The organism is Euzebyella marina, assembly GCF_014855515.1.
In the GTDB taxonomy this organism is placed as follows: Bacteria; Bacteroidota; Bacteroidia; order Flavobacteriales; family Flavobacteriaceae; genus Euzebyella; species Euzebyella marina.
This window is the reverse complement of record NZ_JACYFK010000003.1, coordinates 421079-435012: the sequence shown is the minus strand read 5'-3', so window position 1 is coordinate 435012 and position 13934 is coordinate 421079. Positions and strand designations below refer to the sequence as shown.

At 47.0% G+C, this 13934-nt stretch carries 15 protein-coding genes; 13 read left to right on the top strand and 2 right to left on the bottom strand.

What is annotated here, in order from left to right; genetic code table 11:
- Position 1: 1 nt before the first annotated feature.
- Positions 2-796, bottom strand: coding sequence for a M23 family metallopeptidase (locus tag IL356_RS14945; RefSeq protein WP_121848331.1), 795 nt, complete (start codon positions 794-796; stop codon positions 2-4).
- Between the two features lie 98 nt (positions 797-894).
- On the opposite strand from IL356_RS14945, the gene IL356_RS14940 reads away from it, so the two are divergent.
- The 3 genes from IL356_RS14940 (at position 895) to IL356_RS14930 (ending at position 4543) form a co-directional block, all read left to right on the top strand.
- Complete coding sequence (locus tag IL356_RS14940; protein ID WP_121848330.1) at positions 895-2106, top strand: hypothetical protein; 1212 nt, start codon at positions 895-897, stop codon at positions 2104-2106.
- Between the two features lie 119 nt (positions 2107-2225).
- The gene (locus IL356_RS14935) at positions 2226-3038 is read left to right on the top strand and encodes a hypothetical protein (protein ID WP_121848329.1); all 813 of its coding nucleotides are present in this window, start codon (positions 2226-2228) and stop codon (positions 3036-3038) included.
- A gap of 212 nt (positions 3039-3250) precedes the next feature.
- Positions 3251-4543, top strand: a complete 1293-nt coding sequence (locus IL356_RS14930) for a toprim domain-containing protein (RefSeq protein ID WP_162987841.1) — start codon at positions 3251-3253, stop codon at positions 4541-4543.
- A gap of 152 nt (positions 4544-4695) precedes the next feature.
- Here the strand turns inward: IL356_RS14930 and IL356_RS14925 are convergent, their stop codons facing one another.
- Positions 4696-4935, bottom strand: coding sequence for a hypothetical protein (locus IL356_RS14925; protein WP_162987840.1), 240 nt, complete (start codon positions 4933-4935; stop codon positions 4696-4698).
- On the opposite strand from IL356_RS14925, the gene IL356_RS14920 reads away from it, so the two are divergent.
- From IL356_RS14920 to IL356_RS14875, 10 genes are all read left to right on the top strand, one after another.
- Positions 4922-7054: a type IV secretory system conjugative DNA transfer family protein gene (locus IL356_RS14920; protein WP_162987839.1), complete on the top strand. Its 2133-nt coding sequence runs from the start codon at positions 4922-4924 to the stop codon at positions 7052-7054. The genes IL356_RS14925 and IL356_RS14920 overlap by 14 nt on opposite strands.
- On the top strand, positions 7054-7452 hold the full coding sequence (locus IL356_RS14915) for a hypothetical protein (RefSeq protein ID WP_094997555.1): 399 nt from the start codon (positions 7054-7056) through the stop codon (positions 7450-7452). Before IL356_RS14920 ends, IL356_RS14915 begins: the two co-directional genes overlap by 1 nt.
- Positions 7453-7623: 171 nt before the next feature.
- Positions 7624-8367, top strand: coding sequence for a ParA family protein (locus IL356_RS14910; RefSeq protein WP_162987838.1), 744 nt, complete (start codon positions 7624-7626; stop codon positions 8365-8367).
- A 2-nt stretch (positions 8368-8369) separates the two neighbouring features.
- Positions 8370-8831 carry a hypothetical protein gene (locus IL356_RS14905; RefSeq protein WP_121848324.1) on the top strand — a complete coding sequence of 154 codons (462 nt, stop codon included), beginning with the start codon at positions 8370-8372 and terminating at the stop codon, positions 8829-8831.
- Between the two features lie 125 nt (positions 8832-8956).
- Entirely contained in the window at positions 8957-9184 is a 228-nt protein-coding gene (locus IL356_RS14900; RefSeq protein ID WP_162987837.1) for a hypothetical protein, read from the top strand.
- Positions 9171-9473 (top strand): hypothetical protein, encoded by a 303-nt coding sequence (locus IL356_RS14895; RefSeq protein WP_121848322.1) that lies wholly within the window; start codon positions 9171-9173, stop codon positions 9471-9473. Before IL356_RS14900 ends, IL356_RS14895 begins: the two co-directional genes overlap by 14 nt.
- 2 nt (positions 9474-9475) lie before the next feature.
- The gene (locus IL356_RS14890) at positions 9476-9799 is read left to right on the top strand and encodes a DUF4133 domain-containing protein (RefSeq protein WP_121848321.1); all 324 of its coding nucleotides are present in this window, start codon (positions 9476-9478) and stop codon (positions 9797-9799) included.
- Positions 9784-12390, top strand: coding sequence for a TraG family conjugative transposon ATPase (locus IL356_RS14885; RefSeq protein WP_192466562.1), 2607 nt, complete (start codon positions 9784-9786; stop codon positions 12388-12390). The genes IL356_RS14890 and IL356_RS14885 overlap by 16 nt, the downstream gene beginning before the upstream one ends.
- Positions 12387-13016, top strand: coding sequence for a hypothetical protein (locus tag IL356_RS14880; RefSeq protein ID WP_121848319.1), 630 nt, complete (start codon positions 12387-12389; stop codon positions 13014-13016). Before IL356_RS14885 ends, IL356_RS14880 begins: the two co-directional genes overlap by 4 nt.
- A gap of 8 nt (positions 13017-13024) precedes the next feature.
- Complete coding sequence (locus tag IL356_RS14875; protein WP_162987836.1) at positions 13025-13930, top strand: type IV secretion system protein; 906 nt, start codon at positions 13025-13027, stop codon at positions 13928-13930.
- Positions 13931-13934: the final 4 nt, after the last annotated feature.

The window sequence follows — 13934 nt, the reverse complement described above, 5'->3', positions numbered from 1 at the left end:
TTCAATCGATTTTTAAATTGGAATACGCCTCATATTTTATATTGAATGAAGGTGCGGGATTTATCCTGTTGCCGTCCTTAATGACTTCGTAATGCAGATGGGGGCCAGTGGAAATCCCCGTACTCCCAACGGTTCCGACAAAATCATGGGCATCGAGTGCTTCCCCGAGTTCGACCGCCACGGATTCCATATGCCCGTATAGGGTACTGAAACCATAGGCATGTGAAATGATGACATGCAGGCCATGCCCATTGGGATCGTTTTCGATATGGGCCACCCTTCCGGCAGCGGTACAATAGATCGGGGTATCCTTTTCCGCCGCCAAATCGACCCCAAAATGCTTCCTAGTGACCCGATGGATGGGATGGTGGCGGTTTCCATAGGAACTTGAGAGTACATAGTGCTCCCGGAACAGGGGAACCGTCGAGGGCACACTGTCCAAGATTTCCGGGCGCAAGGGCAAAAACGGTTTTAACCGGTCCATTTGCTCGAAATTTTCCAAGTCGTGCAATAATTCGTTGAGCCGTTGATAGATCAGGTCTTCCCTTGATTCCTCGGTCATGGGTTTGTTTATTTGCCTTGTTAGCTTTCCAAGGTCTTTGGTATTTTGGGGATTATTGTAAAAAAATCGATTGGCGGCGATACAAAGAAAGAACACCCCGACAAAAATCCAGTAACTGCTGTTCTGTGGGGTAAAATGACCGCTATCCGTGGAATTGGTGATGCCGCCCACTTTTTGGGCGTATCTCTTTATCCAACCGATCGAAGATTTTTTAATGTTCTTCCATGTGCTCATAACGAATTTATTGCGAAGAATCTTGACAAAATTTTGATTATTACAAATTTTACTTATATTTGTAGTAATTATTGCAAATATTTGTAATTTTTACAAATATGAATAACACATGGCGAAAATTTGATGCAACGCTGGATCTACCGGCCCTAATGGATTATTTTGGGCTTGTGGTGCAACGAAAAACGAGTACCATTATATGCTACCAAATCGGGAAGGAGCAGTATATCGTCATAAGGACCGAGTTCGGATATCGCTATTACAAACCGAGCGGACCCAAGACAAAACTGACCGTTTTTGACTTTATATTGGAACGGCTTTCCCGAACGGATGCAGAGGCGAGAACGGGTCTGTGGACTAAAATCGAGGATTTCTATGTAGAGCTTGAAAAAAAATCGGAATTTTTTCTAAATGACGGCTCCAAAAATTCACTTGAAGTTGTTGACATCGGTTTCAATCATTTTGAAGCACTGACCGAGGAACTTTCCCTAAGGCCGAAAATCCTAGCAGGTGTCGGTTCCGACATTTTCCAAGATTGTATCTACGAAAATCCGGAGGGCCAATTGTATTTCCCCTATCGAAACTTAGCCAACACCCTTACGGGATATGCCATGGACAAGGAAGGGAAGCTTTCCCTGATAGCGGAAAGCGATATTTCCAAATCCGTTTGGTTCAGTAAGGTCCCCGATACCATCAAGCATTTAGTGGTACTGCGCAACCCCATGGAGGCCATGGCCTTTCATCGAAGGTTCCGATTGGAGAATGTGGTCTACCTTACGATATCCAACATCAATTACGAGACCTCGAAACTACTGGTGCAGATCCTGAAGCGTACGAAGCTGAAAAAAATGGTGCTCAGTTTTACCGGATCATCCAAGATCGAAGGCTATATCCACGACCTGATGCTCATTTCCTTTATCAACGACTCGCGTTTTTTGTTCCGGGTGGGCAAGGACCATTTGGCCGTCCGCTTCGATCCCGAAGGGCAGAAACCGTTGGCCAAGCTGCACAATGAGGTACTAAAATACAACGGTAGCTTGGCAAAGGAATATATCAAATACAACAAGGTGCCCGACCAATCCCTTTTGAACAGGAAGAGCATCGTGCTGACCAAGGAAAAGCAGTGGGTATCGTGCCGTATTCCCTTTGAGGTCAACGCACTTCGCTATTTTCTCTGGAGCTATTACCGAAACTATATGGACAAGACCGTTGAGATCGTTAAACCCGTACACGCCAATTGGAGGCTGGAGTTCGAAGCGAACGGGGTCTATGTCGGAACCGAAAAATTAAAGGCCTTTAGGATGGCCGTATAAATAAAGGGGGCGCTCCCGCCCCCTTCAATCCTTAATTCCGGACATGAAAAATGGAAATGTCATATCCAGAATTACAAAGTTAACAATTGTTTATTAATCCTTAATTTAAAACTTGAAAAATGGAAAAACAAGCACAGCAGGTTTTCGTAAAAGTGAACCAACGGTGGCAACGGGCTACCGTAACCGGAGAAAAGGACGGAAAGGTATCCGTCGTGAACAACGAGGGACAATCGTTCAAAGTGCCCAAAAAAAAGAAGTATTATGAACCCATCGAATCCAAGGACCAGAAATTTGCTTATAAGGACCTCGAAGAACAATTGAAGGGCCATTATATCAGCTATAAAAAAATCCTCCCGAACGTACGCACAAATCTGACCGAGGGACAGGAGCATTTCCACGAGTCCACCTATATCTCCGAGGGCGAGCTCAAGGAAAGTGCCAAAATGATACAGATGGTATATGACCGGAACTTGGGTACTAGACTGGACGTCCAGTACCGTAGAAATGAAAAGGTAACTCTGGACGAGGCATGGGCCTATAACCATAGTTTCAGCGCCGATGAGTTCGAGCGCATGGTGGACAAAAAGGAGTTCGTGCTGTTCCAGGGAAGCACCAACGACGGCGAAGTGTTCCAAAAATTGGCCTATTACGAGCCAAAGGTACAGGATATCCGTACCAAACCGGCACTTTCCACGAACACCTATTTTTATGGGGTAAAGTTGACGGCGAAACAGGCCGATGCACTCAACAGGGGCCAGGAGCTCGAAATGGTCATCAAGAGCAAAGTCCACGGGAACAAACCGTATTTGGTATCCTGGTCCCCGCGCCGACAGACCTTTATTACCAAAAAAGTCGATTTGGAAAAGGCCAAAAAGCTTGAGGTCAACCCCGGCGAAAAAAAAAAATCGCGCGGCCGAGGCATGAAAGTCTGACCGATTGACCTAACAATGGGCCGTCCGTCACGGACGGCCTTCTTTTCATCCATACTATCTACAAAAGCAAATAACCTCAGGGCAACCCTACGAGGCATTCACAATGAAAAGACTTACAATTATCGAGATAAGTCCTTAGCATTTAAATCTCGATTACTGACTAAAGTTTGGGACATAACCGCATGTAATGCTCCCAAAAAAACCATGCCTATATGAAAAATTATGCCGAAAATCCGGAGCACTACAAACGGTTGATCGCCCAGATCGATCGTGAGGTCGATTTTCCCGGATACCTGATCGCACAGGGCTACCAATTGCTCAAGAAAAGTTCGGGTTCACAGGAATTTGGCAAGGAGGCGGAACGCCTCGTCCTACAGACAAAAAGAAATCCCGTAACCTATTTCAATCGCAACGACTCTTCGGACAAGGGGCGATTTTTCAAATACCTCCACAAACGCTCCGCCAATTTTTACGAAGCCGTAAAACAGGGACTGGGCATCATCCAAAGGGATTATCCCGAACCTTCCCCGGCCAAGGTGCACCAAAAGAACAACAGGCATATCAGCTTGGAAGATCGTTATCATATCGGCCCCTTGACCAGACCGAACTATTTAACGGAAGGTCGCGGACTCTCCATAAACACCCTCCAATCCGAAGCCTTCAAGGGCAGGATCTTCAATGCCTTCCACGTCAGTGATAACAAGGGCCGCATCGCCAATATCGCCCTTCCCAAATATGGGTTGGACGGAAAAATCAAGAACTATACGCTTTATAATAGGCCCTATCGGGACAGAAAGGACGGAAAGGTGAAAAGGTTCCGCTTGTTCCTCAACGAGCGTTATGAATACCTTTTCGTTTCCAATCCAAATATCAACGCAGAAAAAATAGTTTGTGTGGAGAGCGGTTTCGATGCCATGGCCTACCATGAACTGCACGGTTGCCCAAAAACATTCTACATCTCCATGTCGGGCCATATCGACGAGCGGAAACTCGAACAGTTCCTCCAATGGAACCGTACGGTAGATCCATCCCATACGCTCCCTCTTCTTTTGGCCTTTGACCATGATATCGAGGGGATGCGCTACGACCTTATTCTTTTGAGCCATTGGATCAATCGAAAGTCCAACCGGGTATTCATCGAAACGGATTGGAAACGCCCCGTGATGCGTTTGAAACTGAACTATCTCACCAAATCCATTGCTATCATGGAACGGGATACCGATTACATCAATGAACGGATTTCCAGAGGTTCCCACGGAATGCCCGAAGGTCTTCAAAAAGCCGTCTGCTATCGCGACAAGGTGCTTTGGGAACTGGATTTGGAAAGGATAGTCTCCCTCCCCCAACATTCCAGAACCTATTGGCGGCTGGCAGTGGAGGCACTTTCCCAATGCTTCGCACAGGGTATCCTGAAAATGGACAAATGCCCCACCATGAAGGATTGGAACGAGGAACTGATCTCGGTAAAAAAAAAGTCCAGTTGTCGGCTAGTGAATCTACTTTAAAGACTGTCATGGACAGACCGAGGAAAACCCAAAAAAGAAAAGGACATGCAAGATAAGAACAAGGGCTATATGGGCATGTACCTATCCGCTTTCCACTTCGCCATTATCCTATTCCGGGAGCAATATGCCCTGTACTTATTCCATTACGGGCATCAGGGATTCTCGGATAACATCCATTCCTTTCTAGTACGGTCCGGGCTACCGTCCCAAGGCATGGTCGCCCGTCTGCTCTTGCTGGGGCTTCTGATGGGCGGTATTATGATGTACCGTCCGGTCAAAAAAGAGGAAGTCGGTCGCAGAAAAAGTGTTGCGGGCTTTCTCGTGTCCTTGGCCTTGCTGTTCGTTTCTTGGTGGTGCCACGGTGCTTCCGAACTAGGGATGTGGGCCTCCATGATATTTCTTTCATTGGCCTACTTGGGATTGATGACCTTCGGGATGCGATTGTTCCAGTTTTTGGACTTCATGAACTTGGCAAAAAATGACCCCTTTAACGATACGAAGGAAACCTTCGAGCAGACTGGGGAGCGTATAGATACCCCATATTCCGCCAATATCCCATATACCTATTCGCACGATGGGAAACAACGGAAAGGATGGATTAATTTTGTCAATCTTTTCAGGGCGTTGTTGGTCATCGGCACTCCGGGGAGCGGCAAATCCTTTTCCGTTATCGAGGAGATCATGGCCCAGTTCATCGACAAGAAATACGCCATGGTCATCTACGATTTTAAGTTCGATACGCTGACCCGTAAGGCGTACGGTTATCTACAGGAGGCCATAAAAAAGCACGGGAACGATTCCGAAATGCCTTTCCCGAAGCTCTACCGAATCTGTTTTGATGACCTTCGGATGACGCACCGGAACAACCCCATGGATCCCTATGGGCTGGTCAATCAGTCGGATGCCATCGATACGGCCACGACCCTTATGAAAAACCTGAATCCCGAATGGATAAAACGGCAGGACTATTTTTCACGTAGTGCCATCAGTTATACAGGGGGCTGTATCTGGTATCTCAAGAAAAAATCGGAAGAAACGGGCAGGTATCTCTGTACCCCGGGGCATTTGGCCATTCTGACCACCGTAAAGATCGATATATTGATGGAAATCATGACCAAGGACGTAGAGGTACGCCAAATATTGGTTCCTTTTCGGGACGCATTGGAAAAGGAGGCCATGGAACAACTGTCTGGCCAGACCAGTACGGTCCAGATAAGCCTTTCCAGTATTGCGACCAAGGAAATTTTCTATGTGATGTCGGGCAACGACTTCAGTCTTGAGGTGAACGATCCCCGGTATCCCAAAATCGTATCGCTACAGAACAATCCCGAACGGAAGGAAGTCTACTCCGCACCCTTGGGCCTGTACATGAACACCATTCTCAAACGGGTAAACAAACCGGGCAAGCGGCACATGGCATTGCTTATCGACGAGGTACCCACCCTGTTCATCATGTTGTTGCGGACCATAATCGATACCGGGAGGGAAAACAAGATCGCCACCATTTTGGGGCTTCAGAGCGTCGGACAGCTGATCTTGGACTACGGCCGGGAACTGGCCGATGTCATCTATGACAACTGTGCGAACCTTATCTGCGGTGCGGCCAAGGGCGAGACGGCCAAACGGTTGAGCGAGCTTTTCGGAAAGATCCATCAAGAAAAGGTCTCGAAGAACACGAGCAGTTCGGACGTAAGTACCAATCTGAGTACACAGATGATGGAGCTCTTGCCCAGGAGCAAGATTGCATCCATGTCCACCGGACATTTCGCAGGGTTGGTGGCCGATACTTTCGAGCATCAGATCAAGGAAAAGAAATGTTATGGCCAGTTGCTCCCCGACATCGAAGGCAAGCGAAGGGCCATGAAGCACAAGTTGCCCGTTGTCAACGATTTCAAACCGGAGAATTTCGGGGAACTTTTCCAAGCACAGATGAAGCTCATAGAGGAGCTGGATTTACCGAAGAATGTCTCGGGCCTGTTTACCAGGGAAATCGGGTACATCGAATTTTATGGAAAGCGTCTGGAAGAAACGGCCAAAAATGCATTTACCAATGGTACCAAACGCCGAATTTTTAAGGATGTGGTCAAGGAGCTTCGCCTGTTCGATTTCAGGGAGGATATTCTGGAACTGCTGAATACGGGTGTTAGGGACGCCGATTGGCAAAGGTTATTGGCCTATATTGTGGAGGAATTTTTGGTACGTACGGAAATGGACCGTGTGGCCCAGGCCGAATTCGACAAGATCATTAATGAAGTGGACAGCTTGGTCAAAGAAGAGTATAAAGCCCTTACGGGAAAAGAGCTGAAGAGTGCCATATTTGACGAAAAGAAAATAAATGGTGAAATTGCAAGATCAATCGACAACTCCGAGGCGGCCGTGGAAAAGTTCATGGACGATTTCGGGAAGGAACTTGATGAGTCCCTGTCCCAAAGTTTGGCAGCTTGGCAGGAAGAGACGGAGTATAATTTTGAAGAGGAATTTTCCTCGTATCCCATAGAAAATTTTGAATAATGGACAATGAATCGATCATCAATCTGGACTCCAAGGATTTGGGGTATATCGGGGAACGCTTAAAGGAAATACGTCTTGAACTGGTGGAATTGGACGATGTCGAGGACAAAAGGTTCAGTCAGTTTTCGATGACCAACCTAAGCGATTACCTGAACATGGACCGTACAACTTTGGCCAATGTGGAGCGCGGTTCCTCAATGGTCAATTCAATCAAGATCATCCTCTATTTCTACAGCTTGGGCTATAACCCCATTTGGATCCTGTTGCCCGATAACGAGTTCGTGCAAAAGCGTAACCTTGGGGAAAATATGGTCTATCAAGAAGGACTTCGCGAGAAATACCTTGAGCTGGAGGAACGGGTTTCAGAGGCCATGAAGGATTTCAAATCGTCCTTGTAAATTTTGCATTCGAAGTAATTTCTTGCCGTTAAAAAGATTTAGGTTCAATATCCCCATTATTGTCCGCAACAATCTACCTATGCTTTGTTCAATTGCTGTATAGCAATGTCCATAGCATTATAATCATTGCTATATAGCAACGTATAATGCAATAGATATTCAATGCTATATATGGATATAGTTTCAAATGTTCATAGTGTCATATGGCCATATGATACTATGGTTTTAAAAAGTATATTTATGGAAACAAAAATAATTTCATGTACGGGGGAAAAGGGCGGTTGTGGCAAGACGACCCTGAATATCATCTTGGCCACCAACCTGTTCCACCTGTACCGGAAGAAAGTGGTATTGATCGATATGGACAATCCCCAGTACTCGGTGTACAAAAAGAGGAACCGAGATCTTGGACAGGTAGGCTCGACCGAAATGCCGATGTTTCCCGTGGAGCGGGCAACGGTCCAGACCTTGGAACCGTTGATCAAAAAATATTATGGTACCGTGGATTTTATCATCGTCGATTTCCCCGGAAACCTTAACGAGGAAATGGTAAGGGGGCTGCTGTATGTCGAACATATCTTCATTCCCTTTTTCCTTGACGAACTGGAAATCGACAGTACGGCGGTGTTCTACAAAACACTGCAACGGAACTATCTATGGAACGAAAATCGGGTACTGCGGTCCGTCAATCTTTTCTTCAACCGCTACGAGCTGGTCAAGGTCAATAAGTTCAATGCGGTAAGGAAAACCTTGGCGAAAGCGGGGATGCCGATGATGGAACAGGTCGTCATGGAACGCACCGTATACAGGGAGCGATACCGGAATACCCTAATTCCCATTCCCCCGACAAAAGAGAACGGGGAACTGGGGCTAAAACGATTTATGGAAGAGGTCATGAAAATTTCAAAAAATTAAAAATGGGCAAAAAAGTAAACGTCAAGGACTTGCTGGAATCGGCCATTCTAGAGAATACGGATACCAAGAAAGAGGTAGAGGGACTTAGGGAACAACGGCACGGCACGGGCGGAAAAGTTGAAAAGAGTTCGGTCGGACAAAACAAAACAACTGATGATACCCTTAAAGATGGCAGAACGCATAAGGCACCTCGTACATTTCCCCTGGCAAAGTTAAGCCATAGGGAACAAAGGAAGGTAACGGATTTCGAGACGTTGCTGGAGCAAAACAATTATATCGACAAAAAGGAGCAATTTATCTTTAGGTTGAGCAAGACCTGTTTTGAGGACTATGAGCGACTGGCCAGCGCATGCAGCTACAAGTTGGAAAAAAAGGTCTCGCGCAACGATATCATGCGGAAGGCTCTGGAGCTTTACCACAAAGAAAACGTTCGGGAACTTCAACGAATTATCGATAAGATTTGAATTGGCAGTGGGAACATATCGTCTATGCCGTCATCGGTATCCTGTGCCTATTATGGTACCTATGGGTGTTTGTCGTACTTAAAAAATCAAAAAACGAAAAAAATGTTCAGGAAAATGATTCATATATGCAAAAATCACATATATTTGTAAAAAACACATCTTCAAAGGATAAAGATATGGACCAGTTACTCAACCGTGTCGATGAGAATGAAACCAGCTCCGAGCTGTTGGATATTTTCAATGCGTCCGATAAAGATGTTCAGAATGAATCCTTAATTCCAGAACATGAAAAATTCAAGATTATCAAAAATTCCGAGTCCCCTCCGGAACCGGAGGTGGATGACTCCGATTAACGTCTTCCTGACCCTACTTCTTATTGTTGCTTTCCATTCGGTCGGCTTTGCCCAGATAGACGAACTGGTCGATCAGGTCAACGAGGCGGAACAGGGTACGGCACAGATAGGGAACAGTATTTTCCGCATCATCAAGATTGCCGCAGGTGTACTTCTGGCCATCGCGGCACTGGCCTTTCTCATCATCAGGGAACAGAACCAGGATATGGCCCGTAAAGTGGGCAACGCCATTGTGGGGCTGGTCATTTTCTACGGCCTTATCGAGATCGGGGAAAACTTGGCCAACTGATCATGGAAAACAAGCTGGTCAAAATTCCAAAGGCCCTGCAAAAGGACGTTTCCTTCTTTGGGCTTCGTGCTAAATATGTGGACCAAGCCTTTAAGGGCTCGTTCCTGTCCCTGATGGTGGGACTGTTCCTCAGTACGGTCATCCCGACCTTTCTTAGCCTTTTGCTTTCCTTCTGTACCGCGGCCCTCTATATCGCACTCATGCTTTTCTATTCAAAGGCTTATGGGGAAAACGGTTTTATCAAGTCCCGAGCGGACAGAAAGGGGCCGGATACCCTTAAAGGCCATGTCAACAAAAAAATGCTGGTGCTATGGAAAAAAGATTGAATCTTCTGGATGCCTTTCCCATTTATGGCTATGAGGCCCCGATCTTGGTATCCAAGGAACGAGGTTGCCTGAGCATTCCGCTGCAATTGGAACTTCCCGAAATCTACACTTTGGACAGCAAGGATTATCTGAACCTGAACCGGATGGTCTCGGGTATCTTGGAAATCCTGGGCGAGAACTGTCTTTTGCACAAACAGGACCTCTTCTTCGGGGAAACCTATTCCATGGACCGACAACGATTGGAACGGGATTTTTTCGAGACCGAGGACGAACGCTATTTCAAGGACAGGCCCTTTTTGGAGCACCGGTGCTATCTGGCCATCCATAAAGTGCCCAAAAACTATATCGGCCGCACGCCTATCGGGGCCAATTCCTTCTTAAAAAAGGAGCGCCGGTTCTACGGCCAAAGCTATGTTCCCGAAGAATACCTCGACGGGGACACAATGGCGGATTTCGAGGCCAGGGTCGGTGCCGTCAACGACCTTATCAACGATTCGGGCCTGATGAGCTCGAAAATCCTTGATTCCGAGGGACTTTTCGGTCGAGCGGGCTATTACGATTGTTATCTGGAAGCGCGCTACGGGGAAGGTACGGGAAGGGATATCGACTTTTCCGAACACGGGCTGCGGGTCGGCGACAAACAGGGACAGTACTTTACTTTGGAAAACCTGGACCAGTTCTCCAAGGAGGATATGGCCTTTCACGAATATTTTGGAAAATACAGCACCGGTGACAACCTCTTTCCTATAGGAAACCTGTTTTCCTTGGGTTTCAGGATTCCGCAGGAACATATTGTCAACCAATATATCTATACCCCCGAAAAGGAGAAGGCCATGGCCAAACTTAGGTCGAAGGCCAAACGTCTGGACAAATATGCCCGCAACCGCAAGGGGGACAAGAACAGTACCTACCGGGACCAAATCAATGATTTCCAGCAGCATATCCTCAACGAGCATAAGGAACTGGTCTATTATCACTTGAACGTATTGGGCCTTTCTAGCTCCAAAAAATCCTTTAGGTCGATGTGCAATTCCGTCCGGTCGGCTTTTCGAAAGCTGGGTATTCATGCCAAGGAAAATACCGTGGACCGAAAAAACCTCTTTTTCGGGGGTATCTTGGGCAACGGTATTGGGTTAAGCATGGAACTCTTCAGCCCCTTTTCCTCGGAGATGGCGGCCAGCCTTTGGTATTTTGAAGGGGGATATCGAAACAGAATGCACGGCCCCCACGGCCTGCGGATGGTCGATAGGGCCACGGGGAAACCTTTATTGGTAAGTCTATACCGCGATCCCGAGGCAAAGGACTGGATCTTTAACCGGGGCATGCTCATCGCCTCCGGATCCGGTGGCGGAAAGACCTTTTTTGCCAATGCCTATCTGTTCTCCGAATATCGAGAGGGAGCGGAAATCCTGATTCTTGAGAACGGGAATTCCTATGACAAGTTGCTGGACCATCTGGATGGGGTCGTCATAGAGAACGACGACAAAAATCCCTTTACGTTCAACCCCTTTATGCTGGATTCAGGGGATGTTGTCGAGAAGGATGGTAAAAAGGTGCTTACCGAGCACAAGCTGACCCAGCTCATCGCATTGGTCTATCTTCTATTGGGGCGAAAGGAGAATACAACGGACGACGGTCATGACAGTGCCGTAATCCAGACCATAATCGAATTGTTGGTACAGGGATATTATCGGGACCAGTTCCTCAAGGATAATCCCGATTACTCCTTCAACACTTTTTATGGGTATTCGGAAAGGCATTTGGAGCGGCTTATGGATTCCAAGGGCATACGAAAGGAAGTCTTCGATCCCAATTTGTTCTTACTGCTCTTGGGCAAGTATGCCCACGATGGGCCCAGGGCATATCTGTTGAACAGTAGGGACAAAAGGATAGCCCAATTGGGTCGTGAAAGGTTGGTCTACTTCAAACTCGAAAACCTGATCGAAAACGAACAGCTCTTTCCGATCCTGGCGTTCTTGATGATCGATGTATTCGACAAAAAACTGAAGGATCCCAAAAAACTTTCCCTAAACAAAATATTGGTCGTTGACGAGGCGTGGAACCTGTTCGACAATCCGATAATGGCCAATTATTTTGACGCCAAGTCAAGAATGGCCCGGAAATATGGGGGCCAGCCCATTTTTATCTCGCAAAAGGTAAGCGATTTTGTCAAATCCGAGTACATCGGCAATACCATCGTGGTGAACAGCCATATCAAGGTGTTGCTGGACCTCGGCGAGTTCGGTAATTCCTTTGGGGAGATCCAACGGTTATTGGGCCTGAACGAGAAACAGAAGCAACTGATCCTATCCATTAACAAGGATTTGCCCATGGGCCGAAAGCTACGGGAAATGGCCATTTGTTGGAAGGACCGCGTCAAGGTGTTCGGATTGGAAACCTCATTGCCGACCAAATGCCTGTTCGAGACCAACCCCAACGAAAAAGCGAAGATCAACCGTCTCCATGAAAAACATGGCCGTGATTGGGAAAGAACGGCCAACGCCTACAAACAGCTGCAAAACGAACTGGCGGAATCCGGTTCGGGAAATTTGAACGGCATCGATTATAACCCTAAAAATAAAAAACGATGAAGTATTTAAAACCAAAAATTGTACACCTGAAAATTTTGATCGGGCTACTCCCTTATTTTGGGGCCGCCCAGATTCCCGTGACCGATGTGGCGGCCAATGCCCAACTGGTCATCCTCAATCAAAATGTGGCCACGCTGAATTCGCAACTGGTCACCTTGAACTCGACCATGGGCAAGCTTTTGGCACAGATGGAACGAAACGTTACCGCAAATTCCAGTGCCTCCAAGATCCTGAGCCAGGACCTGACCGCAAAAAGGACCCCCGCCAGCTATGTCATGGGAAGTCCAGAAATGAACGAGCTATATGACTTGAAGGACAAGATCGTGGAAGCCTATAAGGGTACTCAGAAAAATCTGCGCTCTTTCGCCAATCTGGAAAAGGTGGAAAAGGAAAGGGCGACCGAAACCTTGGCCGATGCCCTGGTACAGGTTACCTCCTTGGTCTCCCAAGGATCGCATATCGCCTCCACGGGCGAAATCATCGAATCGGCCGATAGACTTTCGGCATTACGCTCCATCTTGGACAAGATGGACAGCGTATTGGAAACCATCATAAAGGTCAATACCTCCCTCTTACAGAAAAACGAACACCGCAAAGCCATCTATTCATTGATCAAGACCAATTGATGTACGTTATGCAATCGGATACAGGTTTTAGGGTAACGGTCAACACGATATTCGACCAATATATCGATGATGCCTTTGCGAATTTGGGGCCCACCTTGGGCATTGGTTTTCAAATGGCAAAGATCGGGTTGGGCATTTTCGCCATCATGCATTTTGTGGGCAATGATCGCGCCGATGTGTTCAAGGCCCTAAAGTGGTTTCCGTTGATGTTCATCCTTTTCAACTACTCCGAGTTTGCACACGCCATCTTTGAATTCTACAACAACCTCGGTTCCTCGTTTGTCAGCACCCAAAAAAACTGGGATACCATCGGGCAAAAGGTGGCCCTGGCCCAAATCGATGTGGCCGCCAACAATGTGGTAGAATGGAACATGTTCAGCATGGATATCGATGGACTGCAATCCTTTGCCCTTACGGGTCTGGCAGGTTCCATAACGGCCTTCGCACATATTATCTCTACGCTGATTTTCGTGGGCATCAAGGCATTGGCCACCATTTACCTGTTCATCCTTATCATTTTCGGGCCGATCAATATCGGGCTTTCGTTCATTCCCGCCATTTCGGGCCTTTGGAAAGCATGGTTGCAAAAGTTCATGAGTCTCTGCCTTTGGCTTCCCATGTTGTATGTAGTGGATATGTTTATGGTCAATCTTGTCGATGCGCTCGTGGACCATTTGTTGCGTAACAGTGCCTACGACCTAGGATTGATCTTGAGTTCCTCCCTCCTGGTCTTGATGACCTCCTTCTTTTACATCAAGGCCCCTACACTGGCCAACTTTGTAGTGCAGGGACTCAATATTTCGGGCGGTGGCATCGTCTCAAAGCCCAAGCATTACGGCAAAAAAGCAATACAAACGGTCATCGATGCCAAGAGCGGCGGGGCCACAAAAGCGGTTAGGACACTTACACAATAACAAG